The sequence below is a fragment of the Psychrobacter sp. 4Dc genome, assembly GCF_002836715.1.
In the GTDB taxonomy this organism is placed as follows: domain Bacteria; phylum Pseudomonadota; class Gammaproteobacteria; order Pseudomonadales; family Moraxellaceae; genus Psychrobacter.
Genome location: NZ_PJAT01000006.1, coordinates 1 through 24,873, shown reverse-complemented (window position 1 = coordinate 24,873; position 24,873 = coordinate 1). Strand labels below are relative to the sequence as shown.

20 protein-coding genes and 1 pseudogene are annotated in these 24,873 nt (G+C 44.6%); 11 read left to right on the top strand and 10 right to left on the bottom strand.

The annotated features are described in order from the left end of the window. The first annotated feature begins 74 nt into the window (after positions 1-74). Positions 75-671, top strand: coding sequence for a hypothetical protein (locus tag CXF61_RS00670; protein ID WP_165596783.1), 597 nt, complete (start codon positions 75-77; stop codon positions 669-671). Positions 672-916: 245 nt separating this feature from the next. Here CXF61_RS00670 and CXF61_RS00665 read toward each other — a convergent pair. Beyond that, a protein-coding gene (locus CXF61_RS00665; protein ID WP_166739263.1) for an IS5 family transposase occupies positions 917-1,668 on the bottom strand; the annotation gives its coding sequence in 2 pieces (ribosomal slippage) (positions 917-1,461 and positions 1,461-1,668; 753 coding nt in all). Positions 1,669-1,814: 146 nt separating this feature from the next. Between CXF61_RS00665 and CXF61_RS00660 the strand changes: the two genes are divergently transcribed. The 3 genes from CXF61_RS00660 to CXF61_RS00650 all read left to right on the top strand — a co-directional run bounded on the left by CXF61_RS00660 (position 1,815) and on the right by CXF61_RS00650 (position 5,548). Beyond that, complete coding sequence (locus CXF61_RS00660) at positions 1,815-2,678, top strand: AAA family ATPase (RefSeq protein ID WP_165596782.1); 864 nt, start codon at positions 1,815-1,817, stop codon at positions 2,676-2,678. Between the two features lie 146 nt (positions 2,679-2,824). Then, entirely contained in the window at positions 2,825-4,048 is a 1,224-nt protein-coding gene (locus CXF61_RS00655; RefSeq protein WP_101205694.1) for a vWA domain-containing protein, read from the top strand. A 303-nt stretch (positions 4,049-4,351) separates the two neighbouring features. Then, positions 4,352-5,548: a globin domain-containing protein gene (locus tag CXF61_RS00650; protein WP_101205693.1), complete on the top strand. Its 1,197-nt coding sequence runs from the start codon at positions 4,352-4,354 to the stop codon at positions 5,546-5,548. Between the two features lie 140 nt (positions 5,549-5,688). Here the strand turns inward: CXF61_RS00650 and CXF61_RS00645 are convergent, their stop codons facing one another. The 3 genes from CXF61_RS00645 to CXF61_RS00635 all read right to left on the bottom strand — a co-directional run bounded on the left by CXF61_RS00645 (position 5,689) and on the right by CXF61_RS00635 (position 9,412). After that, positions 5,689-6,501 carry a phosphodiester glycosidase family protein gene (locus tag CXF61_RS00645; RefSeq protein WP_101205692.1) on the bottom strand — a complete coding sequence of 271 codons (813 nt, stop codon included), beginning with the start codon at positions 6,499-6,501 and terminating at the stop codon, positions 5,689-5,691. 105 nt (positions 6,502-6,606) lie between these two features. Then, on the bottom strand, positions 6,607-8,421 hold the full coding sequence (locus CXF61_RS00640) for an FMN-binding glutamate synthase family protein (protein ID WP_165596781.1): 1,815 nt from the start codon (positions 8,419-8,421) through the stop codon (positions 6,607-6,609). Positions 8,422-8,584: 163 nt separating this feature from the next. Next, positions 8,585-9,412, bottom strand: a complete 828-nt coding sequence (locus CXF61_RS00635; RefSeq protein ID WP_165596780.1) for an IclR family transcriptional regulator — start codon at positions 9,410-9,412, stop codon at positions 8,585-8,587. A gap of 176 nt (positions 9,413-9,588) precedes the next feature. Between CXF61_RS00635 and CXF61_RS00630 the strand changes: the two genes are divergently transcribed. From CXF61_RS00630 to CXF61_RS00620, 3 genes are all read left to right on the top strand, one after another. After that, positions 9,589-10,773, top strand: coding sequence for an acyl-CoA dehydrogenase (locus CXF61_RS00630; protein WP_165596779.1), 1,185 nt, complete (start codon positions 9,589-9,591; stop codon positions 10,771-10,773). A gap of 198 nt (positions 10,774-10,971) precedes the next feature. After that, positions 10,972-12,180 carry a CaiB/BaiF CoA transferase family protein gene (locus CXF61_RS00625; protein ID WP_101205732.1) on the top strand — a complete coding sequence of 403 codons (1,209 nt, stop codon included), beginning with the start codon at positions 10,972-10,974 and terminating at the stop codon, positions 12,178-12,180. 147 nt (positions 12,181-12,327) lie between these two features. Then, positions 12,328-13,398, top strand: a complete 1,071-nt coding sequence (locus tag CXF61_RS00620) for a histone deacetylase family protein (protein ID WP_101205688.1) — start codon at positions 12,328-12,330, stop codon at positions 13,396-13,398. Positions 13,399-13,479: 81 nt separating this feature from the next. Here CXF61_RS00620 and CXF61_RS00615 read toward each other — a convergent pair whose 3' ends face one another. Next, entirely contained in the window at positions 13,480-14,241 is a 762-nt protein-coding gene (locus CXF61_RS00615; RefSeq protein WP_165596778.1) for an IclR family transcriptional regulator, read from the bottom strand. Positions 14,242-14,471: 230 nt separating this feature from the next. Here CXF61_RS00615 and CXF61_RS00610 point away from each other — a divergent pair, with 230 nt between their 5' ends. The 4 genes from CXF61_RS00610 to CXF61_RS00595 all read left to right on the top strand — a co-directional run bounded on the left by CXF61_RS00610 (position 14,472) and on the right by CXF61_RS00595 (position 19,163). Then, the gene (locus tag CXF61_RS00610; RefSeq protein WP_165596777.1) at positions 14,472-15,935 is read left to right on the top strand and encodes an NAD-dependent succinate-semialdehyde dehydrogenase; all 1,464 of its coding nucleotides are present in this window, start codon (positions 14,472-14,474) and stop codon (positions 15,933-15,935) included. A 201-nt stretch (positions 15,936-16,136) separates the two neighbouring features. Next, a complete protein-coding gene (gene gabT / locus CXF61_RS00605) occupies positions 16,137-17,396 on the top strand; it encodes a 4-aminobutyrate--2-oxoglutarate transaminase (RefSeq protein ID WP_102078276.1) in 1,260 nt (419 codons plus the stop codon). Between the two features lie 114 nt (positions 17,397-17,510). After that, complete coding sequence (locus CXF61_RS00600; RefSeq protein ID WP_165596776.1) at positions 17,511-17,660, top strand: hypothetical protein; 150 nt, start codon at positions 17,511-17,513, stop codon at positions 17,658-17,660. Between the two features lie 60 nt (positions 17,661-17,720). Then, complete coding sequence (locus CXF61_RS00595) at positions 17,721-19,163, top strand: APC family permease (RefSeq protein WP_102083155.1); 1,443 nt, start codon at positions 17,721-17,723, stop codon at positions 19,161-19,163. Positions 19,164-19,258: 95 nt separating this feature from the next. On the opposite strand, the gene CXF61_RS00590 is transcribed toward CXF61_RS00595, so the two are convergent. From CXF61_RS00590 to CXF61_RS00570, 5 genes and pseudogenes are all read right to left on the bottom strand, one after another. After that, positions 19,259-20,632, bottom strand: coding sequence for an NAD-dependent succinate-semialdehyde dehydrogenase (locus CXF61_RS00590; RefSeq protein WP_165596775.1), 1,374 nt, complete (start codon positions 20,630-20,632; stop codon positions 19,259-19,261). A gap of 120 nt (positions 20,633-20,752) precedes the next feature. After that, positions 20,753-20,968: pseudogene (locus CXF61_RS00585) on the bottom strand (agmatine deiminase family protein); the annotation flags it as partial. 44 nt (positions 20,969-21,012) lie between these two features. Continuing rightward, positions 21,013-22,344 (bottom strand): glycosyltransferase family 4 protein, encoded by a 1,332-nt coding sequence (locus CXF61_RS00580; RefSeq protein WP_165596774.1) that lies wholly within the window; start codon positions 22,342-22,344, stop codon positions 21,013-21,015. 150 nt (positions 22,345-22,494) lie between these two features. Continuing rightward, on the bottom strand, positions 22,495-23,367 hold the full coding sequence (locus CXF61_RS00575) for a TIGR03915 family putative DNA repair protein (RefSeq protein ID WP_165596773.1): 873 nt from the start codon (positions 23,365-23,367) through the stop codon (positions 22,495-22,497). Between the two features lie 75 nt (positions 23,368-23,442). Further along, positions 23,443-24,711: a putative DNA modification/repair radical SAM protein gene (locus CXF61_RS00570; protein ID WP_165596772.1), complete on the bottom strand. Its 1,269-nt coding sequence runs from the start codon at positions 24,709-24,711 to the stop codon at positions 23,443-23,445. Positions 24,712-24,873: the final 162 nt, after the last annotated feature.

The window sequence follows — 24,873 nt, the reverse complement described above, 5'->3', positions numbered from 1 at the left end:
GGTTCTACAGAACGCACATATACCGCTAGACACAGATTGTGTCACCGGCGATAAACGCAGGTAAATAAACACGCATGGACTGGTTAAAAAATATCTTACATAGCTTACCGCTAGAGTCTATCAGTGACATTCTCGGTGAGATTGCCATTTGGTGGGGCCAAATGGTAAAGGATGTCCCGCCCGCTGATTTGCCGATGTATGCTTATCTTGGCGGTGCTGTTTTGGTACTAGTGTTATGGATACTCGTTGCTCGTGTACTGCCAAAGCCATTGGGCGGTATGAGCTGGATGGTTCTGTTTGCAGTATTATTAGCACCAGGTACTGCACTTGGCGATCCGAGCGAGCTTGCACCAGCCAGTATTAGCGTCGTCTATGCTGTGATGATGAAAGATTACGCAGGCGCGGTTGCCAATATGTTGCCGATATTGGTGATACTGGTCGCAGGGTTGTTTGTTGGTTTTGTATGGCAGTTGATACGCAGCGCATTTGCATCAAGCTTGGACAAAGCCCGCAGTCGCAGCGCAGAAGATACGCAGGCCACATTGCAAATGACCACAGGCAGTTATTTGCCAGAAGGCGCTACCGTAACTGAACAGCCTGAGACTAACGTGAGCTTAAAAAAAGACAGTACGTCGGCTAAGAAAACGGATAGCGATACGTCTGATAAGTGATAAAAATAGGCTAAGCGTTGAGACAACATTATTGTCTTAAAAGTTATTTGATACCCGAATAAAAAGACACCGCTGCGTGTCTTTTTTTTGTGCTCGACTGTTTATTAGGAATATAAATAATAGCTCACTATACATTGCACATAACAATTGTTAATAAATGCGAACGCATGAGTATTTTGGCAATGCATCAGGCTGTGCTAATCTAATTTATTCTTTACCAATTTATTCGTTATTAGGGCGTGTCTTCAATTCATCTTACAATGAACGATAGTACACGCCAGATAAAGCATTGACTTAAAATTACGCGCTAACTTCTCATAGCGAGTAGCGATACTACGAAAATGCTTAAGCCTTGCAAACATATTTTCAACAAGATGACGCAGCTTGTACAAATAGCTATCAAACTCTGGATTAGGCTGTTTGGCATTCTTCCTTTTAGGAACGACAGGTATCATATTATGGCTGCGAGCTTTGTCTCTGATACACTCTGAGTCATAGCCTTTATCAGCGATAAAGTAATCTGCCTGTCCAATCATCTCAATCAATTCACCTGCAATTTGACTGTCGTGGACGTCACCCCCAGTGATTTTAAAATGGAGCGGATATCCATCGGCATCACAGGATAGGTGTATCTTTGTAGTTGCTCCGCCACGGCTTTGTCCAATTGCTCGCTCTTCACCACGCCGAGCTCCACTTGCATGCTGATGACAGCGAACATAGCTTCCGTCTGTGAATACCCATTCCGTATCAACTTCTTTTCGTAAGCCAAAAAAAAATCCGCCCATAAGCCAGTTTTCGACCAGCGGTTGAAACGACTATAGGCTGTTTTCCACGAACATAATTCTTCAGGTATGTCACGCCAAGGCGCCCCTGTGCGTAGTTTCCACAGTATGGCTTCCATGATCTCTCGGCTGTTTTGAGTTTGATAGCAGCCGTACTTTATCATCGTCGATTGCAATTGATCCCAAAGCGTATCTGTTAATGCTTTTCTTGCCATAACTTGTATTTCTCGCATCGACTCAATAGATGCGGTATTGTAACTATTATTTAGGGCTTATCCAATTGAAGACACGCCCTAGTCATTTATGTTTTAGACCTATCCATTTATAACAATTTATCTATAACAACAATCGAGATCTGATTATGACCACAGCTGACAATACTAAGCAAAACTTTACTGGTACCAGTAGTTATATTGCTACCGATGATTTGCAACTGGCAGTAAATGCCGCTATGACCTTACAAAAGCCATTGCTGATCAAAGGTGAGCCAGGAACTGGTAAGACCCTGCTAGCCGAAGAAGTTGCAGAAAGTTTAGGCATGCCGCTGATTACGTGGCATATCAAGTCGACCACCAAAGCTGAGCAAGGTCTGTATGAATATGATGCGGTATCGCGCCTGCGTGATTCGCAGTTGGGTGATGACAAGGTTTATGAGATTAGTAACTATATCAAGCCAGGCAAGCTATGGGACGCTTTTACCAGTAAAGAGCGTAGCGTACTGCTGATTGATGAGATTGATAAAGCCGATATCGAGTTCCCAAATGACTTGCTACATGAGCTTGATAAGATGTCTTTTTATGTTTATGAGACTGGCGAAACTATTACAGCGGCGCAGCGTCCAGTGGTTATTATTACTTCAAACAATGAAAAAGAGCTACCAGATGCCTTTTTGCGTCGTTGTTTCTTCCACTATATTGACTTCCCAGAAGAAGAAACCATGCGCCAAATCATCGAAGTGCATTTTCCAGATATTCAGGAAAAACTGGTCAATGATGCATTGGATATTTTCTATAAACTGCGTGGTATTCAAGGTCTTAAAAAGCCGCCATCAACGTCTGAGTTGGTCGATTGGTTAACCTTGTTACTTGCTGATGATATGGCTCAGGACGAGCTAGAAGAAAATCTGCGCGGCGAAAAGTCTATTCCACCTCTATATGGCGCATTGCTCAAAAACGAGGCAGATGTGAGTTTATTACAGCGTTTTGCCAATATGATGCGTCGCTAATGTTTGCAGCTTGCGTTGACTTTAATATCCGATGTCCGATATCTATTATGAAGGTCAATGCAAACGCTCAACCTGTGACTGTAGCAATCAATGATATCAGCAATATCATCAGATAATAATATCAGCCAATAAGTGATACGACTCTTATGTTTATCAAACTATTCTATACCTTGCGTACTTATGGCGTGCCAGTCAGTACGCGCGAGCTGCTCGATCTCAATGCCGCATTAGATAAAGGGCTGATGATGCAGTCGCATCCTGAAGATCCAGCACTGACTACTTTTGCTAGCCGCGAAGATATGTATCGGCTGATTCGACTGTGCATGGTCAAAGATGAGCGCCATTTTGATAAGTTCGATCGGGCAATGGCAGATTATTTTGAAGGTGTCGATAGTCTCGATATGGATGAGCTATTAGCCAAGCTAACGGACGTGCCCAAAGAGTGGCTAGATTTAAAGCTCGATCCAAAGAATCTGACCGAAGAGCAAAGACGCCTACTGAAAAAGTACGGCTCGCTTGAAGAGCTGATGAAGGCGTTAGAGGAACGGTTAAAAGAGCAAAAAGAGCGTCATCAAGGTGGTAGTAAATGGGTAGGCACGGGCGGGACTTCGCCATTTGGTGCCTATGGTGATCATCCAGAAGGCGTACGTGTCGGCGGTGAGTCTCGCAAACGCAGTGCGGCAAAAGTCTGGGAGCAGCGAAAATATCGCAATCTCGATGACGACAATCAGCTCGGTACTCGTCAAATTCAGATGGCGCTACGCAATCTGCGTCAGTTTGCGCGGACTGGCAGTGCTGATGAGCTTGATATTCATGAGACGATTAAGCGTACGGCAAAAAAGGGTGTGCTCGATATACATATGCAAGCGGAGCGCCGTAACCGAGTCAAAGTGCTAATGTTGTTTGATGTGGGTGGCAGTATGGATATCCATGTTGAAGCGCTCGAAAAACTGTTTTCTGCGGCAAAAAATGAATTTAAAACCTTAGAGTTCTTTTATTTCCATAACTGCCTGTATGACTATGTGTGGAAGGACAACAATCGTCGTCATAGTGCGCCGATGCCAACGTTTGAGCTACTCAATAAATATGGCCGTGAGTATCGTGTTATCTTCGTCGGTGATGCATCGATGTCACCTTATGAGCTGATGACAGTAGGTGGCAGCGTAGAATATATGAATAATGAAGCGGGCATCGTATGGCTGAAGCGAGTACTGGAGCATTTTGATAAAGTAACTTGGCTCAATCCTGAAAACCCATCGTATTGGCAATATACACAGACCATCGTTGAGATTAAAAAGCTGTTCGAAAATAAGATGTATCCGATGACGCTACATGGTGTTGAAGAAATGACTCAATATATGGCACGGTAATTTTGATATTCAGCCTGATTGATAAAGCCTGTTAACACAGCTTAAACCCTTATAAAAACAGCCGTTATGACAACATAGCGGCTGTTTTTTTATCGATGCAAATAGGTTCTATAGTCATCCTATATTGGTATGCCTAGTAAAGTGTGTTAAAATTCATTTTAAATGAATGTTATAAATATTCTGTATTGGTCGGCTAATAATTTTGATGACTACTGTAAAAAGGTCTACTCATTATTGCCAGTTTAGACGGATTATTTTTAACATTTCAATTTATCAATGTAGTTAATGACTAAGAGAAACAACATGGCCTCACCAAAAACGTTAGAAATCGTCACCGCAACTGTTCCCGTACTCGAAGAGCATGGCGTTGCGATTACCACTGTGTTTTATAAAAATATGTTTAATGAGCATCCTGAGCTGTTAGATATTTTTAATGAGACCAATCAAAAATTGGGAAGACAGCAGACGGCACTAGCAATGACGGTATTGGCTGCTGCCAAGCACTTGGACAAGTTGGCTATGCTATTGCCACAAGTGACCCAGATTAGCCATAAGCATAGAGCCTTACAGATATTGCCTGAGCATTATCCTATCGTTGGTAAGCATCTAATTGGGGCGATAAAAGAAGTATTAGGTGAGGCGGCTACCGATGACATTATCGACGCTTGGACAGAAGCTTATGATGAAATTGCCTCAGTATTTATCCAAATTGAACATGGTATGTATGAAGAAGCAATGTGGCAGGGGTTTGCACTGTTTAAGGTCACTAAAAAAGAAGCAGTTGCTACGGATATCGCAGCCTTTACAGTAGTGCCAGTGAACGACAATGAAGATAGTAATCAAGATATTGACCTGAGCAAATTGACCTTAACCGCTGGTCAATACATCACGGTGAAAACAGACCCAAAAGACAGCGACCATATAGCCTTACGTCATTATTCTTTATACTCTGCCAGTACCGATACGGGCATTCAGTTTGCGGTTCGACGTGATAACCGTAATGAACATCATGGGTTGGTTTCTAACTATATGCATGATCAACTAGAAGTAGGTGATACGGTTTTATTATCGGCGCCAGCTGGTGACTTTGCGCTCAATCAAGATTTGATACAGCAAAATGATATTCCATTGGTGTTGATGAGTGCAGGAGTCGGGGTGACGCCTGTACTGTCTATGCTAGAGGCGCAAGTATTAGCCAATCCTAAACGTCCTATTATTTGGGTTTATGCATGTCAAAATATCGCTCATCATGCTTTTTCTGATCAAGTTAGTAAGTTACTCGAACAGGCTGAGAGTGTAGAAAAGCATATATTTTACTTTGAGTCTGGGCAGTTATTGGATGCCGCGTGGCTTGCTACCTTGCCTAATCCTGCCGATATCTATGTGTGCGGCTCGATGCCATTTATGGAGAGCATGATTGATGGGTTAGTAGCATTAGATCATGGTGTCGATAGCGTCCACTACGAACCATTTGGCCCTAAGATGAGCTTGGGTGGCTAGTTTTTAGCGATTGTTAGCCACTAATTATTACCAATAACAAAAAAAGCACTTGAATGACAACGTCATTTCAAGTGCTTTTTATTGAACGCAATATAAGAAGCAATAGGAGTTAGATATTAACATTGAAATATAGATGCGTATTACTCTTTATTTTCAACCAATCCAATCATCACGCCCATCTCTTTTTTATCCTGCTTATCGATACTAGGCGCATACAATGCTGAGGCAATACCACCGTCTAAAAACAGCGCGTTTGAACAACCTAACTCATTCTTAAATAGTTCTGCAAACTGATAAAAGGTTACAGGCTCATAGCTATTAACGAGCTGTATACTGCCATCACGGCAAACGCCTGCACCATTACGCAGTTTGATTGAGCTGCTATTGGGGTTGAACTGTGGGTGTATCTCGTCATTGATGACCAGCATAGGGCCCGATTGCGTCGCATACCAAGGCTGCACATCACCATTGTTTAGCTGCTCATTTAACGCATTACTTTCGGTGATTTGCACGTTGCCAGCTTGGTCCCACCACATAACCCCATTAGGTAATAGATGAAAATTACCGCCACCTTCTTTTGTATTTAGCGATTTGAGTTCTTTGCCTTCGATGACGGTATAGCCAATCGGCGCATAGTTTTCATTATACATGCCTGCATTCATCGCAAATTTGAGGGTCTCATGATTCGGTAATGTGGCCAATAACGCATCAAAGGTCAGCAGAGGCTCATTGTTATCAGAGGATTGCCAAAACAGTTGTAATGAATAACGCTCGCTCGCTAACGCGGTAGCATCGACACGGCAAACACTATAAGCAAAGGGCGTGTCTTTAGTCTGACATGACCAGCTATCGGTATCGCTACTAGTCGCATTGGTATTTGTCTGCTGGCAGGCGCTCAGGCCTAGCGCAAGTACCATCGTTGATAAGAATAAGTTAAAAATAGAACTTGGCATCAATCACGCGTCTTTTAATGTGTAAATTATTTGAGTTTGGTTACTATCTACCGCTTAATTACTCCTTCATCACTACTTTTTAAATACAACGATTTAGGCACTGATTCAGTCATTAGTAGGCGGAAAGTCACGGATTGTATTGTTCACATTACCAATTAATCGTCCACCATCGGTGAGATTGGTCAAGTGCTCAGAATTATACCCAGCGCTGTGTTCTGTTGGCGCGCCAGTTTCCTTGCCCTTATCACGCGAGTCTTTGTTATAAGCAATGAGTGCGTCATTATTGGCTAAGAAGCTATCAGGGTTTGCCATGACCCACATCTGGTTAAATACATCGGCACGGGCACTATGATCGAGCAATGCGCCTTTATCAGTAAAGTAGAAGAATTTGGATAACAGCTTAATCTGCCCATCGTCTAAGCGGCGTGCAATATGATACGGCTGTAATTGGCTAGGATGCTGTAAACCAACCGCACCTACGATACTGGCAAGCGATTTTAGCGTGTTTTTATGGAAACTTGCAACACGCTCAGCTTTACTAGGGACGTCGAGCGCCTTTTGACGATATGGATCTTGGGTAGCTACACCCGTTGGGCAAGTGTTGGTATGACAAGAGCGCGACTGAATGCAGCCAACCGCAAACATAAAGCCACGTGCTGAGTTACACCAATCGGCACCTAGCGCAATCATGCGCGCAATATCAAAGCCTGATACGATCTTGCCACTGACGCCAAGCTTAATTTTGTCACGAATACCTGCACCGACTAAGGTATTATGTACGAGCAAAAACCCTTCAACCATTGGCATGCCGACATTGTCCATAAACTCGACAGGCGCTGCACCTGTGCCGCCTTCTGCACCATCAATAACGATAAAATCAGGATAGTTATCCGTCTCTATCATCGCTTTGACAATCGCCATAAACTGCCATGGCTGACCAATACATAGCTTGAAGCCAACTGGCTTGCCACCAGATAACTCACGCAGCTGCTGCCAAAAGGCGACTAACTCGCGCGGGGTGCTAAATGCGGTATGCGAAGAAGGCGAGATACAGTCTTGACCCGTAGGTACTTGACGTGTGTCTGCAATCTCTTGCGTAATTTTGCTAGAGGGTAGGACGCCACCTTTACCAGGCTTGGCACCTTGTGAAAGCTTGATTTCAATCATTTTAACTTGCGGATCGACAGCTTTTTCAGCAAAAGACTGTGGATCAAAGTTACCATCATTATCACGGCAACCAAAGTAGCCTGTACCCAATTCCCAAATCAAATCACCACCGAACTTACGATGATAAGGGCTGATCGCGCCTTCGCCCGTGTCATGAGTAAATCCGCCGAGTTTTGCGCCTTGATTGAGTGCCATGATAGCGTTCGCGGACAGACTGCCAAAGCTCATCGCAGAGATATTGAATACCGACATATCGTGTGGCTGCTGACAACGCTCACCGCCTACCATAATACGAAAGTCTTTGTTCTCTAACGGTGCACTGATGGTGGATTGCAAAAACCATTCTTTACCATGAGTATATAAATTATCTAGCGTACCAAAGGCATTGGTGTCACTGACGTTCTTAGCACGTTGATAGACTAGCGCACGCTGCTGGCGTGAAAACGGCACTTGTTCTTTATCGTCCTCAAGCAAGTACTGGCGAATCTCAGGGCGAAAGTCCTCCAATACATAGCGGATATGTCCAGCGACAGGGTAGTTGCTCAATATCGCGTGCTTCGACTGAATCAAATCATAGATACCAAGTGCCACAGCCAAACCACCGATCACAATCAGCCACCAACTTACCAATAATAAGCCCGCTAACAGAATTAAAATCGCCGCGCCAAACGTGCTATAGCGAAGTAATAATCCGATAAAGTACGGCGAACTGGTTTTGGGTTCAGGGTTTAGATTGGTACGAGATTCAGGCATAGCGAGGCTCAATAGTAATGATTGATATAGATAAGATGCTTACATTGGTCGCGTACATCATACACGCATGACGTCATTACGTCGGTATCAATGGGTAACAGGGTTATAGATGGTGTTTTCGTTTATCCAGCCTAAACCTTGATTTTATTCGTTTTAATATGCTCTATGTACCACCACCAATCCGCTCCGCTAACGCCTGTAATTTTGGCACGATCATCGCAGCATACTCATCCGCTTCCCAATTAGCACTTGGCACACTGGCATTCAGCGAATACGCGTATTGTCCTGTTGCAACATCATAGACCCCGACCGCGACTGCCAGTATATCAGTAGAAAATTCCCCATCAGACACGGTATAGCCATACTTTTCATAATGCTCTACCGCGCTGGCTAGGGCGGTTTGCGCATCGTTATATTCTTCAACAGGTAAATTCTCTTGGAGATTGCCAATGATGACCGCCTGTCTCGCTTGCGTACTTGCCGCATAAAAAGCGCGTCCGATAGCAGTGCGTGCAACAGGTACGGCGGAGCCAACCTGTAAGTTGACCGATAGACGAGCAGGACTACGGCAGCAGGCGTGATAGCGCATTTCTCCTTCGACTTCGGTCGCCAAATTCACTGATACTTCATTTTCACTAGCGAACTGACGTAATAGTGGTTCAGCCGCTGCCACCATATCATGGCGACTCCATGCGGTCGCACTGAGACGTACCGCACTACTGCCCAATTGATACTGTCCATGCTCAGTGACACGTAAAAAACCAAGCGTGGTCAAAGTATGGATAAGGCGAGTAATGGTTGCTTTTGGCAGATCGGTCATCTGACATAGCTGCTGATGGGTGAGCCGCTCATGATGCTCAAACGCTGCCAGTATGATCAGTCCCCGTCCCAATGCTGTCACAAACTGTCGGTCATTCTCTTCCTTATTTTGACTCATTGTTGCATGCAGACGTTCGAGTAGTGGAGTAGATGTTGATAAGGGTTTTGTCATTTTATACTCATATTTTTTTGATAAAGGTTTACAGCGCAGCGAAAGTTTGGTTAAATGGTTTTAAATTATGAAACTAAGTTTCGCACAGCGGAATAACGAAGTCAATGACTTGTTAAGCCAAATGTTGTATCAATCACTATTCATCAGTCAGGATGACTGATACCAAGGAGATCCACATGGCAACATCTACTAGCCCACGCTTTGATTGGGAAGATCCTTTTTTACTACGTGATCAGCTCACTGAAGAAGAGCGTATGGTCACCGACAGCGCGCGTCAGTTTTTTCAAAAAGAGCTGATGCCTGGCATTATCGAGGCCAATCGCAATGAGAATTTTGACCGTAATATCATGCGTCAAATGGGTGAAATGGGTCTGCTTGGTGTCACGATTGAAGGCTATGGCTGTGCTGGCTTATCGAGTGTTGCTTACGGTCTGATTGCCAAGGAAGTGGAAGCCGTTGATTCGGGCTACCGTTCAGCGATGAGCGTGCAGTCAAGCTTGGTTATGCATCCTATTTGGGCGTATGGCACAGAAGAGCAAAGAAAAAAGTATTTGCCAAAGCTTGCCACAGGTGAGTATGTCGGCTGCTTCGGTCTGACTGAGCCAGATTCGGGGTCTGATCCTTCGTCGATGTCGACTCGTGCACGCGCTGTGGATGGCGGTTATGAGCTGACGGGTAATAAAATGTGGATTACCAACAGTCCTATCGCTGACGTGTTTGTCGTGTGGGCAAAAGACGATGCTGGCGAGATTCGCGGTTTTGTTTTAGACAAAGGTATGAAAGGATTATCTGCGCCGAAAATCGAAGGCAAGTTCTCATTACGTGCATCAGTCACGGGTGAGATTGTCATGGACAAAGTATTCGTCCCTGAAGCCAATGCTTTCCCAGATATCCGTGGTCTAAAAGGGCCATTTGGCTGCTTGAACAAAGCCCGCTATGGTATCGCTTGGGGTTCGATGGGTGCGGCAGAATTCTGTTGGAAAGCCGCTCGTCAGTACACGCTCGATCGTAAGCAGTTTGGTCGTCCGCTAGCCGCAACGCAGCTGGTACAGTTGAAGCTGGCCAATATGCAGACAGAAATCACCTTAGGTCTACAAGCAGCGCTACGTGTCGGTCGTTTGATGGATGAAGACAACGCAGCGCCTGAAATGATTTCACTTATTAAGCGTAATAACTGCGGCAAGGCGCTTGATATCGCTCGCATCGCTCGTGACATGCATGGCGGTAACGGTATCTCTGATGAGTTCCATATCATCCGTCACGTGATGAACTTGGAAGCCGTCAATACTTACGAGGGTACACATGATATTCATGCGCTTATCCTAGGCCGTGCACAGACAGGCATTCAAGCGTTCTTTTAAGAATTTTTAGCTAATAATTTTTGGTACAACTGTATTTTACGACGTACGTTACTGCTTGGCTTTTTATCAAAAGAGCATTAACAGTAGCGTACGTTTTTCAGTTGTTCTTCATGATTTAGCGGTTAAATAGCTAAATCATGAAGAACAATTTTATGATATAGAAAATATGCGACAGAGTAAGGAAATCTCATGACAGATATGATTGATATGGCTAATATACCAAAGGGCGCATTGCATGGTATTAAAGTGCTTGATTTGTCGAGAGTGCTGGCTGGTCCTTCTTGTACTCAAGTACTTGCTGATCTTGGTGCCGAAGTTATTAAGGTTGAGCGTCCACATATCGGTGATGAAACGCGTCATTGGGCACCGCCAACATTCAGCGATGACACCTCCGCTTATTACGCTACTATTAACCGCAATAAAAAATCGCTGACGGTTGATATCACTACACCGACAGGGCAGACAATCATTAAGCAGCTAATCGCTGACAGTGATATTTTGGTTGAGAACTTCAAAGTCGGTGGTCTGAAAAAATACGGCTTGGATTATGACAGCTTAAAACAAGACAATCCGCGGCTGATTTATGCGTCATTGACAGGTTTTGGGCAGACAGGACCAGATGCAAAGCGTCCCGGCTATGATTATATTATTCAAGGATTGTCAGGTCTGATGAGTATCACGGGCCCTAGTAATGGTGAACCTCACAAAGTTGGCGTGGCAGTGGTTGATTTGTTTGCAGGTTTGCAGCTGACGATTGGTATTCAGGCGGCACTATTGGCGCGTCAAAATACGGGTGTTGGACAACACGTCGATGTGGCGTTGCTCGACAGTGCGCTAGCCATGCTGGCTAATGTCGGTATGAATCATTTGGCCTCAGATAAGATACCACCAAGACTGGGCAATCAGCATCCTAATATTGTGCCGTATCAAGTATTTGCGGGTGAGGGCGAGCAGCACTTTATTTTAGCCTGTGGTAACGACAGTCAATTTGCCAAACTGTGTGAGGTGCTTGCAGTTGATTGGCATACCGATGAGCGCTTTGCGACCAATCCACAACGCGTTGCCAACCGCGAACTGCTGTGCGGTGAGCTGACTAAACATTTTGCTAATCAGCCACGCGCCTATTGGCTAGAAGTGCTAGATCAGGCAGGTATTCCATGCGGCGCGATTCATAACGTGGCTGAAGCCTTGGCCATGCCGCAAGCGCAAGCAAGGAATATGATCGTTAATTTCACTGAGCAAGGCAGTCCGGTAAGAGCACTCGGCAATCCTATCAAATTATCCGCATCGCCGGTCACTTATCGTACGCCACCACCGCAGTTAAGCGAACATACTGATAGTACGCTTGCTAAACTGGGCTATGACAGCGAGATGATCGCAAAGCTAAAAGCCGATGGAATTGTTTAAAGTAGCGTCGGCAGCCGTATATTTACAGCGATAGAGACTAAACACACAAGCTAGAAAATGGAACTTCTTAAAAAAAACAATGTTAAATAAAGCAGTATCCCAATCAATAATGTAAAACCAAGTAGTGTCAAACAAGGAATGTTGAGCATGAAAATATACAGCCATGAAAATCTAAGTCTGCATAGACCGTTACCTTATTTTTCTTATGGGAAAATGCACGAACCGTTAGAAATACCAGAGCGTATGGTTGAGCTGTTGAAAGCGCCAGTGGCTTTGGGTCTAGAAGTCACTACTGCTACCGATGTTGGCATCGCACCAATATTGGCGGTTCATGACTTTGGTTATGTTGAGTTTCTCAAACATGGCTATGATGAGTGGATGGCGGTTGAGGAAGATCTGGGTGCGCAGGTGCAAACGGGTATTTTTGTGCCATATGACAATCCTGGTATTGGCATCATGGCAAAAGCAGCGAAGTATCAAGCGGATGACAGTGCGCCCATTAGTGAGCATTCTTGGACGTCTATCTATTGGTCGGCGCAAACGGCACTTAACGCAGCCGAAGCACTGCTAAATAATAAGGCAACAGACACCGAGCGTGCTCAGAGTAAGACGCAGCTTTGCTTTTCACGGCCGCCTGGTCATCACGCACGTAAGAGTGCCGCAGGTGGATTTTGTTACCTTAATAATGCTGCCATCATCGCCGAATATTTACGCCAAAAGTATAAAAAAATCGCCATTATCGACACCGACATGCATCACGGACAAGGTATTCAGGAGATGTTCTACGACCGCAAAGACGTGCTTTATACTTCAGTACATGGTGACCCCGTTAATTTTTATCCAGCAGTGACAGGGCATGCGTTTGAAAAAGGTATAGGCGAGGGCGAAGGTTACAACATCAATTTCCCGATGCCGCATGGTACTGATGAAGCAGGGTTCTTTGATTATATTGATAAATCTATTCAGGCGGTGACGTTATTTGATCCTGATGTGATAGTTCATGTATTGGGTTTTGACGTCTACGAAAACGATCCAGAAGCGAGATGTGCCGTGAGTACGGAAGGGTTTAAGATATTGGCGAAAAAGATGAAAGTGCTAAATAAGCCATTGATCGTCTTAGTCGAGGGTGGCTATTATATTCAAAAGCTCAATGATAATCTGCAAGCATTCCTATTAGGACTGATGGACGAGAACAGCAATAGCGGCAGTAATATTTAAATCAAATTAAAAGTAATAAAATAGGTCGCAGAGTTTAGGAGCAAACACTGCGACCTATTCTCTACAAACTTCTATCATTTATCAATTCGCAGTAAAACCTAAATGCTGCTCGATTTGCTCGGCCAATTCAATCAATACCGCACTGACCTCAGCCCGTTTAGACTCATACTCTCCTTGCAAAAAACTCACGGCCATACCAGCAACCGCATTGCCTGACGCATTACGAATATAAGTGCCCAAGCAGTACATCCCATCCCGTAGTTGACCGTCATCGAGCGATACTCGACTCTCCTGTATCGCCGCAAGCTCAGTTGCCAAATCGGTAAAATTCTTGACCCCATGCTGGGTCATCGGCGTTGGAAACGTATCTTTATACAATGATTTGATGCTGTCCGTCGACAACGTGGATAGCATGGCTTTGCCTGTCGCAGAAAATACGGCAGGTACACGAACGCCTGCACGAAAAGTAAAGCCAAGCGGTGCAGGCGACTCATGACAAGCCAAAAATACCACTTCGCCCAAATCAAGCTTTGACAAGGTAACCGTGTGCTGAAGAAGTACCGGATACTGCACAATCAAATCTTTAAACAACTGCACCACGCCTTGCTGCTGCTCGTACTTGCCTGCCCAATACATCAAATATGAACCCAAATAAAAACGGCTTTCAGGGTCTTTATAAATGACATGTTTGCCAAGTAAGCTTTGTAAAATATTATGAGTGGAACTACGAGGCAGCCCAAGCTCTTTTGCGATATGAGCCGCTGTCAGAGGCTGTGAGCTATCGGTAATCAAGTCCAAAATCTGAAACGTTTTGTCTAGCGCAGGCACGGCAGTCGAGCACATAAGTAACCTATAAAAGTAAATAAAATGAAATAAAAGAAAGAAGTACAAGATAATTTTTAAAATAATGAGATTAAGGGTTGCAAATCGCGTCATATCGTTCTTATAATGACGTCTCGTATATAGAATACGTGTTCAGTATATTGAACAAATAATGAATTATCAATAATTATTTACGACTTACCATTGTATCCATTCTTATAAATACACCCTACATGACAAGGAGCGTCAACATGTCACACGCGCTGCAGTTATCAAATCCTGATCTACTCAAACAATCTTGCTTCATCAAAGACGGCTGGCATGCTGCTAGTGATGAAGCTGTACTTGATGTCAACAATCCTTTTAATGGCGATCTCATTGGTACTGTACCAAGCCTCACCACAGAAGATGTCAACGAAGCCGTTGCTTATGCTCATGATGTCCAAGCAGACTGGGCAGCAAAAACAGCCAAAGAGCGTGCAGAGTTATTGCAAAAATGGGCTGATCTAATCGATGCCAATAAAGAAGATTTGGCCATCATTATGACTGCTGAGCAAGGTAAGCCGCTGACTGAGTCACGTGGTGAAGTGGGTTATGCCAACAGTTTTATCCGTTGGTTTGCCGAAGAAGGCAAACGCGTCTATGGTGATGTGATTCCTGCCAATAGCACACAGCTACGTCATGTCATTCTCAAGCAGCCAGTCGGTGTTTGTGCCGCTATCACGCCTTGGAATTTTCCAGCTGCGATGATCACGCGCAAAGTTGCTCCTGCACTAGCGGCAGGCTGTACGATTATCGTCAAACCTGCTACTGAAACACCGTATTCGGCATTGGCACTTGGCGTGTTGGCAGAGCAAGCGGGTATTCCAGCTGGCGTCATTCAGGTCGTAACTGGTAAGTCTTCTGTCATCGGCGACATCCTAACGGGTGATGCACGCATTCATAAACTGTCATTTACAGGTTCTACAGAAGTAGGTCGTACGCTGATAGCACAATGCGCGCCGACTATTAAGAAGTTATCGCTAGAGTTGGGTGGTAATGCGCCATTTATCGTCTTTGATGATGCCGATCTAGAGAAAGCCGCTGCCGGTTTAATCGCTTCTAAATATCGTAATGCTGGTCAGACTTGTGTCTGCGCCAACCGAGTATACGTTCAAGACAGCATTAAAGATAAATTCTTAGATGTCTTTGTCAAAAAAGTCGCTGAGTTAAAAGTAGGTAATGGCTTAGAAGAAGGCGTAGATATCGGTCCTCTTATCAACAAAAAAGCGTTAGATAAAGTCCAAGCCTTGCTAAAAGACGCGCTAGATAAAGGCGCAAAACTGGTCACTGGTGGTAGTGTCAATGACGCCTCAGAACTGACTTATAACCCAACGGTTATCACAGATATTAGTAGCGATATGGACATCGCTTCTGAAGAAATCTTTGGACCAATTGCAACCATCTTTACCTTTAAAGATGAAGCGGAAGTTATCCGTGCTGCTAACGATACGATTTATGGCTTGGCCGCTTATTTCTATAGTAGCGACTATGCCCGCTCATGGCGCGTTACTGAAGGGTTAGAGTACGGCATCATCGGCCATAATACTGGTTTAATTTCTACCGAAGTTGCCCCATTTGGCGGCGTGAAGCAGTCTGGCTTTGGCCGTGAAGGTTCAAAATATGGTATCGAAGACTATATCACGACCAAATACTGGTGCTCTGATATCACCTAATAGCCATAACCTAATGATTTGGCTTAATGGTTAGCACAGTAACAATTAAAAAAGAAAAAACTAGCGTAAATTTTTAGATATCTGTGGTGTGTTGGGCCAAACAAGCACCATTTGATATCTAATGAGTACAAAGACAGACATCAAATAAACCGCCATTCACTAGATGGCACTTATGTTACGAACAAAGAAAAGGACGTTCCCATGACTACCAATCAATCATTACTTGAGCGCCGCAAAGCTGTTTTACCAACAGGACTTGGGGTTGCCTTTCCTATCTTTGCAGAAAAAGCAAAGAACTCAGAAATCTGGGACATTGAAGGCAAGCGTTATATCGACTTTGTCGGTGGTATCTCAGTATTGAACACGGGTCACAGCCATCCAAAAATTACCCAACGTGTCCATGAGCAGCTAGACAAATTTACGCACACTGCGGCGCAAATGATTAACTACGAATGCTATGTGGACTTGGCTGAAAAGCTATGCGAAAAAGCGCCTATCAGCGGCGATACTAAAGCATTCTTTTTGACCACTGGCGCAGAAGCCGTTGAAAACTGCATCAAGATTGCTCGTGCTAAAACCCGTCGTCCAGGCGTGATTTCTTTTGTTGGTGGCTGGCATGGTCGTACCATGATGTGTATGAGCCTGACAGGCAAAGTATTGCCATACAAAAAGAACTTTGGCCCTATGCCAGGACCTGTATTCCATGCGTTGTTCCCTGCAGAAGAGTTGAACGTAACAGAAGCGCAAGCGCTACATAGCCTTGACATGATTTTCCAAGCAGATATCGATCCTAGTGAAGTGGCTGCAATGATTATCGAGCCAGTCCAAGGCGAGGGTGGTTTCCATCAGGTAACGCCGTCATTTGCTAAAGCATTGCGTGAGATTTGTGATGAGCATGGCATTGTGCTTATTTTTGACGAAGTACAGTGTGGTTTCGCCAGAACTGGTACGTTGTTTGCTACTGAACAGCTAGGCGTTGAGCCTGATCTAATGACTGCTGCCAAGAGTTTGGCTGGTGGCTATCCTATCTCTGCGGTCATTGGCCGTGCTGACATTATGGATGCGCCGCAAGTAGGCGGCTTGGGCGGTACTTACTCTGGTAACCCACTTGCTTGTGTGGCGGCGCTTGCTGTTATGGAAGTGATCGAAGAAGAAAACTTACTTGAGCGTAGTATCGAGATTGGCGATACCATTGCTTCATTCTTAAAAGGCTTGAACCTTAGCAGTATCGGTCATATCCGTCATAAGGGCGCTATGCTAGCGTTTGAATTGATTGATAGCGAAGGCAAACCTGATGCAGCCGCCGCAGCCAATCTAAAAGCAAAATCATTTGAGCAAGGCTTGCTACTAGCGTCTTGTGGTATGTATGGCAATGCCATTCGTGTGATGGTGCCATTGACGGTTGAAGATGAAGTGCTACAAGAAGGCCTTGATATCATCAAAGGTATTCTAACGGCATAAGCAATACTGAGTGTTATTTACTTTAGCGATGGAGCGCTTTTAACCAAGTACAGCTAGTTCAAGTACCGATATTGGTTAAAAGATTGTATGAAAGATAACGGCAAGGTTGCCCTCATGACACTCGCTTTGAGTGAGTTTTTCAACGGCGCCTTGCAAGTCAAGACGCCGTTTTTGTATTTGTTGTTTGAATACTATACCGACGGCAAATACAAGTTTTTCGGCGACTCGACAGACACAACAAACATGATGGGTATGATTCCATGAAACAAAAATAGTGTAACTGTAACAGGTTGACACGGATGACACACAGACAAGGAGTAAGTTATGTCTGAACTAAAGAAATCGTTAGGAACGCTGGATATTATTGCATTAGCATTTGGTGCAATGGTTGGTTGGGGCTGGGTAGTGTTGGCAGGTGGTTGGATTTTATCTGCGGGTACGTGGGGCGCGATGTTGGCGTTCTTGATAGGCGGGCTAGCAGTGATACTGATCGGCGTGACTTATGCTGAGCTTGCTGCCTCTATGCCGATTACTGGTGGCGAGCATACCTATACGCATCGAGCGCTAGGGGTTAATGTCTCCTTTATTTGCTCGTGGAGTATTTTATTCGGTTACTTCTCAGTCGTCGCGTTCGAGGCGGTTGCCTTACCGACAGTCGTAGAATATTTCATTCCTAATTATAACCAAGGGTATCTTTGGACCATTGCTGGGTGGGATGTGTATGCCACTTGGGTGGGCGTCGGAATGCTGGGATCTGTCATCGTCACTTGGCTGAATATACGCGGCATGGAAGTCAGTGCTTGGTTCCAAAAAACGGCCGTATTGGGCATTTTATTCGTTGGTACGTTATTGTTCATCGGTGCGGTCTTGTTCAATCCCGAAACCTCAAACTCGATACAAGCGCCAGCATTCATTGGTGGGGTTGGCGGTATCATGGCAGTGATTGTCATGGTGCCTTTTATGTTTGTCGGTTTTGATGTCATTCCACAAGCGGCAGAAGAGATTGATTTAACTCGGCCCAATATTGGCAAGTTTTTGATTGTCTCTATTGTGGTTGCCGTGCTGTGGTATGTGGGTATCGCTTGGAGCGTCGGCACGACTTTGCCACTTGTCCAAGCAGAGAACTCAACCCTCGCTACTGCTGATGCGATGACCAATGCGTGGCAAGGTAAGTGGGCAGGTATCTTACTGGTTATCGGTGGTGTGCTGGGTATTTTATCAAGCTGGAATGCATTTCTTATCGGTGGTAGTCGCCTGTTGTACGCGATGTCAAAAGCACATATGTTGCCAGCGTTTTTGGGCAAATTGCATCCAAAATACAATACGCCATCAAATGCTATCTTATTGATTGGTGGTTTGGCGACGTTAGCACCATTATTTGGTCGTAAAATGCTGGTTTGGATCGTAGATGCAGGTGGTTTTGGTATCGTCATTGCTTATACCTGTGTGGCGATATCATTCTTAGTATTACGCTATCGTGAGCCTGATATGGTACGTCCATTCAAAATACCCGCAGGTAAACTGGTCGGTATGGTCACGATTGCGCTCAGCATTGGTATGTTGATGCTGTATATGCCAGGTATGCCATCGGCACTGACACCAATCGAGTGGTGGATTTTCTTTGGCTGGACTGTCTTGGGCATCGTGTTGTATGGCTATGCGAGAGTGAAATATCCGGGTATTAGTGAGGCAATCATGGCAGAAGAGCTGCGTGAATTAAAAATCGTCAATCAGTTGTGGTTAAAAGACAATCCTCCCAAACGTTAAGCTTGTCGAGCAGAACTTTTAGCCAAATCATCCTTCAAAAAAAGGCCTAACATTCAATGTTAGGCCTTTTGCTATTCTAGAAACCACGCTATTGATTAAGACTTATCACGAATAAGCTTATAGTTTAAGAACTCAGTGATACCAAGCGTACCAAGCTCGCGACCAAATCCTGAACGTTTGACGCCGCCAAACGGTGTGTTTGCTTCCGTACCAGAAGGTGCGTTGATAGTGACCATGCCCACTTCTAATTTATCAGCAATATCAGCAGCTAGGGCAGCATCTTGCGTTTGGATAGAAGCACCAAGACCAAAAGGCACATCATTAGCAATCTTGATAGCGTGATCGACATCACGAGCCTTGTAGACGACAGCGACAGGACCAAACAACTCTTCACGGTAGACATCCATTGATTCAGTCACATCTGTCAGTACTGCAGGCTTAAACCAAGCGCCAGGCTTGTCTTTGTCCATGCCGCCCTCTACCAATACCGTTGCCCCTGCTTGGATAGCGCTGTCTAGCTGCGCTTGCAAGTTGACCGCAGCGGCTTTTGATGACATTGGGCCAATAAACGTATCTTCTTTAAGCGGGTCGGCCAAAGTCATGTTGCTGACCGCATTGGTAAAACCTTCAACGAACTTGTCATAGACGGATTCGATGACGATCAAACGCTTAGCAGCGTTACAGGCTTGTCCAGTATTACCAAAGCGACCAGAGATAGCGCCTTGTATCGCTTGCTCGATATCGGCATCGGCTGCAACGATAAAGGCATCTGAACCGCCCAATTCTAAAACGACTTTTTTGAGTGCGCCGCCAGCTTCTTTTGCAACGGCTTGTCCAGCGCGCTCAGAGCCAGTGAGTGAGATACCTTGTACACGCTTGTCATGAATAATAGTCGCTGCCTGCTCGTTGGTGGCAAAGATATTGTTATAAACACCTTCAGGTACGCCGACCTCTTTGAACATATCAGCGATAACTTCTGCAGTCTTAGGGCATTGAGGCGCGTGCTTTAAGATAATAGTATTACCTGCCATAAAGTTTGGCGCGACAAAACGTGCCACTTGATAATGTGGATAGTTCCACGGCATGATACCGAGTAGAACGCCAACAGGGTGTTTTTCTACCGATGCTGATCCTGAATCAACTTCAATGGTACTGGTTGCCAGTAGCTGCTCAGCGTTATCTGCATAGTAGCGATAGATATCAGCGACCAGACCGATTTCACCCTTGGCTTGGGCAACAGGTTTGCCCATCTCATTTGCAACGATACGTGATAGCTCGTCTTGACGCTCAAGATAGATATCAGCGATTTTATGCAGTAATGCACTGCGCTCATTTAATGGCACTTTACGCCAGTCTTGATAAGCGGTATCTGCTTGCTCAATGACTTGTTGGATATCTTGTTCAGTGGCGGTAGGGTAAGTGGCTTCTAGTTCGCCAGTGGCTGGATTGTTGATTTGATAATCGCTCATACTTTTTCCTTATTTTTAGCGTGTTTTTGGGTTTAAAATCCATTTTTGGGTTTATGCTTATACTTTCAGTTGCTAATAAGTGCGATTTATTATGGTTCATTCTATGCCAAGCGGCGTGTTTTAGAGTGACGCTTTGGTTACAGGTTGTTGCTGGGTAATACAATGAATATTACCGCCGCCATAGACAATCTCTTTTGTGCGTACTCCCACTACTTGATGCTGCGGCAAGATTTTTTCAAGCTGCTCGATGGCGAGTGCATCATTTATATCATCATATTGCGGTACGATGACCGCGTCATTACAAATCAAAAAATTGGCATAGGAGGCGATACAAACATCACCCGTTAGGCGAGGTTTGGCATCATGAGATTGATGAGTGTTTACAGTGGTTGATTGTCTTCAGTTGTTTCTGTCGTATCTATATTATCCGTTGTCTTCGATTTTTCTTTGGTTAGCTTTATTTTTGGATTTTTAGCAACAGGTTCGACATTTTTTACAGCGACATTCAGGGCGGGTTTAGACGCTTTTTTCAGACTGCGTTTGATGCGTCGAACTGCGATAGCATCTGCTTCTGCTTGTTCTTCGGCAAGCGCCGCATCATGTAAGCTTTGATACACTGCAAGCGTCTTTTCAATCATTTCACGCATGGTGAATTTGTTGGTCATTTCAGGGCGCGTCACACTCTCTAGCTGATTTCTAACCGCTTTACAAAGCGCATTGGCATTGTACTTTTTTACCAATCCTTGCGGGTAGAGCGGTTGTAAAATCTCGCTAAAGGCAGCTTGATCCCAGCCAATGACTGGCGTACCTAGATGTATGGCTTGTAGGGCATTGATACCGATTGACTCGGGCTCATTGGCAAGTGCCATAACAATATTGGCCGCCGATAGCCATTCTCGCATATCATTACGCTTACTACCCACATAGGTAATGCGCTCCGCCAGTCCCAAGCTGTTGGTACGTTGGCGAAAGTCTTCATGAGCGACATCGCCGTCTTTATAGTCTTCATCCATAATAATGACGTGAATATTTGGGAATTGCTCTTGCAGGTTACCCAAGATATCTATTAGCCACTCTTGCCCGTACTCATTACCGATGACGGTTGGGAATACGAGCCATTTTTTGTGCTCAAGCTCAGGGTACTCGGCAAAGGTATGACGTAACCAATAGACCGACGGATTATGACGATAAGGGTAGCGCCGAGTATCGATACCACGATAGATACGCGTGATGACCTTAGGATCTACGTCTTCGATGCGCAGTCCTTTTTTTAAGTATTGAGTGACACTATCAGATACGGTGATTATCGTATCAACATTGAGTAGAGCCTGAGAGTACTTATTGATTGGATAAAAACCATACATGGTCGAGACCAGTTTGGGAAAACGCCTGACGCGTGCGCGGCGCAGTGCCAAATGTAATATCCATGCAGGGGTACGCGAGTGCACATGAATGACATCGGGTTCGTACTTTTCTATCAAATGCCGCAGTGCAGACACTTGCAATAGCGATAGCCAAGACTTTTTATTCACATGTAGCTGATGGTAAATATTGCCATCACGTTTGAGACGTCTAACTAAGTCATTGTCTTCATCGGCACTGGAGACAATGATAGAGGTATGCTCATTTTTGACCAATGCCCGCCCAAGATGAAAAATGCCGCGCTCGGATTCATCATGCTTTAGAGACGACAGTAAGCGCATAACTTTCATAATAGCGTTGGTCACCAGTTAGTAATATCAATTTGCTATTGTCAGTTAAAAGCGATTAAAACTCAACCATCAAGATAAAAAGATGAGGTCAGATAGGGGGTTTTTAGACTATATAAGCGTAAGACGTGGATTAATAAACACCAAAAGCTATTAGCGTCGTTTTTGTAGATGCTCAGCATTGGGCAGTACTTGTTTTTCACTCAAGTATTTCCAGTAGCGCTGCGGGAGATATTGTTTATGCAGCTTAGGATTTTTGCGCTCTTTGATATTAACGTTGGTAAAGTAACCTTGCCAGAACTTTTGATAGCGTTGCTCATCAGGACTATGGATGCTGGCAGGATTGCGTAGTACCGCATCATCGAGATCAGTAATGGTTTGCAGCTTTGCTGGACGTGATGGCGTGCTATTACTTTTATCATAATAGATACCGTAGCCCCGAGTCAGATCATAGATTGCCCAATGTTGATCCTGATAACGCTGCCGAAAGTGCTCTCCGATGAGTGGCAGTACATTAAAATCAGGATCTACACGTGCAAAATAAATATCATCAGTTGTATGCTCAAAACGTACAAATGCTTCCATACGGTGTTTTTCACGGCCGACCGATTTGACCGTTTGCACCAGCTCAAGCACGTCCAAATTACCCAAATCATGCATGATCTGACGACTAGGGTAATCAATGGCGTATTTGACCACGCGAAACAATGTCGTACCGATATCTTCTTTCTCTGATAAAAAACCCCACAAGATATTTCGCATGCCTGAGCGACCCAATAAGATATTTAATTTGACCAACACGCGCTCGGCTTTATCCTCATCAGTTGCTACGCTAGTCGCCTGAGCGATGAGTGAGGGCACATAGCAATCTTGCGCGGTTAGTTTGAGTGACATATCATTTTGCAGACGATTGGCATAGACATAAAACACAGCACTCAGCCACCCTTCAAAGCTAGGCTCATACAGTACAATGTTAGGCGTCAATTGACCGACAGCGTAAGAGTCATTTTGCATAAGTGCTGACATGTTTTATCCTACATTTCTATCATAAATACAGTAGCGAGATAGCAGGTTTTTTAACACGTGCTATCTAGAGCCATTTTAAAATAAAGCCAACTGCCCAGTACGTTGATCGTTAAACTTGGTCTGCGTTTGAGCCAATACATACTGTCGAAAATTATCGCGCGTTAAATGAGCAAGGTGCTCGTTTTTGCCAGTGGTCGCGATGAAGTATTTAGCACGGTTGACCGCAGCACCCATCTTTTTTAGATGGTATAGCGTCAATTGATTGAACTTACGTGCTTTGACGATTTTCTTGGCAGTCTTTGTACCGATACCTGGGATACGCACAATCATCTCATATGTCGCTGTCTGAATATTGACTGGGAAATGCTCGCGATGGCGTATTGCCCAAGAAAGCTTAGGGTCGCAGTCCAAATCTAAAAATGGCGACTCCGGCTCCACAATCTCATGCGCGCCAAAACCATAAAAGCGCATTAACCAATCTGCCTGATACAGACGATTCTCTCGTACCATCGGCACAGGCGTTCCAATCGCAGGCAAACGATTATCAGAGAGCATAGGTACATAACCTGAGTAATAGACCCGCTTAAGATCATACGTTTTGTAGAAGTGACTCGATAGCTGAATCACCTGCAAGTCAGTCTCGTTACTCGCACCAACGATCATTTGACTGGTCTGACCTGCTGGCGTGAACTTAGGCGCTTTTTTATGAGTTTTCCGGCTTTCACGAATGGTGATAATTTCTTCTTTTACCGTCTCCATTGGTGCTTTTAATTGATCATGAGATTTTTCTGGCGCAAGCAAAGCCAACCCTGATTTGGTCGGAATCTCGATATTGACGCTCAAACGATCCGCATATAACCCTGCTTTTAGCAGCAACTCTTTTGACGCACCTGGAATGGTCTTTAGGTGGATGTAACCATTGAAGCGCTCACGCGTACGCAGTAGTTTAGCGACTTCGACCAGTCGCTCCATCGTATAGTCGCCACTCTTGAAGATACCAGAGCTGAGGAATAGCCCTTCAATGTAGTTACGGCGGTAAAACTGCATGGTTAAATCGACGACTTCTTCGACACTGAACGCAGCACGCGGCGTGTCATTGCTCTTGCGCGAGGTGCAATAAGCACAGTCGTAAATGCAGTGATTGGTCAAAAGAATCTTTAGCAGACTGACACATCGACCATCTTCGGTATAACTGTGACAGATACCCGTTGCTGATGCATCGCCTAGTCCGCCGCCTTGGTTTTTACGAGTACCAGCGGAGGATGAGCAAGAGACATCATATTTGGCAGCATCGGCCAAGATATTGAGTTTGCCCTGTAATCTTTCATAATTGATGTTTGCCATAAGTCGCGTTTTACCAATTAATTGATGAAAGGTTATTTTACCAAAATACTCATTAAGTCATTGTATTAATAGGAGAATTCTAAAAACAACACGACAAATAGTGTCGTATGATTCGTGTCTAATATAGTAAACAGTAGTTTGAGGTTTATTTAAAGGCTAAAC

Coding starts and splice junctions, on each gene's coding strand:
- CXF61_RS00590 (WP_165596775.1), bottom strand. CDS start 20,632: ATGAGCGATTATCAAATCAACAATCCAGCCACTGGCGAACTAGAAGCC.
- CXF61_RS00580 (WP_165596774.1), bottom strand. CDS start 22,344: ATGAAAGTTATGCGCTTACTGTCGTCTCTAAAGCATGATGAATCCGAG.
- CXF61_RS00600 (WP_165596776.1), top strand. CDS start 17,511: ATGACACTCGCTTTGAGTGAGTTTTTCAACGGCGCCTTGCAAGTCAAG.
- CXF61_RS00610 (WP_165596777.1), top strand. CDS start 14,472: ATGTCACACGCGCTGCAGTTATCAAATCCTGATCTACTCAAACAATCT.
- CXF61_RS00630 (WP_165596779.1), top strand. CDS start 9,589: ATGGCAACATCTACTAGCCCACGCTTTGATTGGGAAGATCCTTTTTTA.
- CXF61_RS00615 (WP_165596778.1), bottom strand. CDS start 14,241: ATGTGCTCGACTGCCGTGCCTGCGCTAGACAAAACGTTTCAGATTTTG.
- gabT (WP_102078276.1), top strand. CDS start 16,137: ATGACTACCAATCAATCATTACTTGAGCGCCGCAAAGCTGTTTTACCA.
- CXF61_RS00635 (WP_165596780.1), bottom strand. CDS start 9,412: ATGACAAAACCCTTATCAACATCTACTCCACTACTCGAACGTCTGCAT.
- CXF61_RS00625 (WP_101205732.1), top strand. CDS start 10,972: ATGATTGATATGGCTAATATACCAAAGGGCGCATTGCATGGTATTAAA.
- CXF61_RS00645 (WP_101205692.1), bottom strand. CDS start 6,501: ATGCCAAGTTCTATTTTTAACTTATTCTTATCAACGATGGTACTTGCG.
- CXF61_RS00640 (WP_165596781.1), bottom strand. CDS start 8,421: ATGCCTGAATCTCGTACCAATCTAAACCCTGAACCCAAAACCAGTTCG.
- CXF61_RS00570 (WP_165596772.1), bottom strand. CDS start 24,711: ATGGCAAACATCAATTATGAAAGATTACAGGGCAAACTCAATATCTTG.
- CXF61_RS00670 (WP_165596783.1), top strand. CDS start 75: ATGGACTGGTTAAAAAATATCTTACATAGCTTACCGCTAGAGTCTATC.
- CXF61_RS00620 (WP_101205688.1), top strand. CDS start 12,328: ATGAAAATATACAGCCATGAAAATCTAAGTCTGCATAGACCGTTACCT.
- CXF61_RS00660 (WP_165596782.1), top strand. CDS start 1,815: ATGACCACAGCTGACAATACTAAGCAAAACTTTACTGGTACCAGTAGT.
- CXF61_RS00595 (WP_102083155.1), top strand. CDS start 17,721: ATGTCTGAACTAAAGAAATCGTTAGGAACGCTGGATATTATTGCATTA.
- CXF61_RS00650 (WP_101205693.1), top strand. CDS start 4,352: ATGGCCTCACCAAAAACGTTAGAAATCGTCACCGCAACTGTTCCCGTA.
- CXF61_RS00575 (WP_165596773.1), bottom strand. CDS start 23,367: ATGTCAGCACTTATGCAAAATGACTCTTACGCTGTCGGTCAATTGACG.
- CXF61_RS00655 (WP_101205694.1), top strand. CDS start 2,825: ATGTTTATCAAACTATTCTATACCTTGCGTACTTATGGCGTGCCAGTC.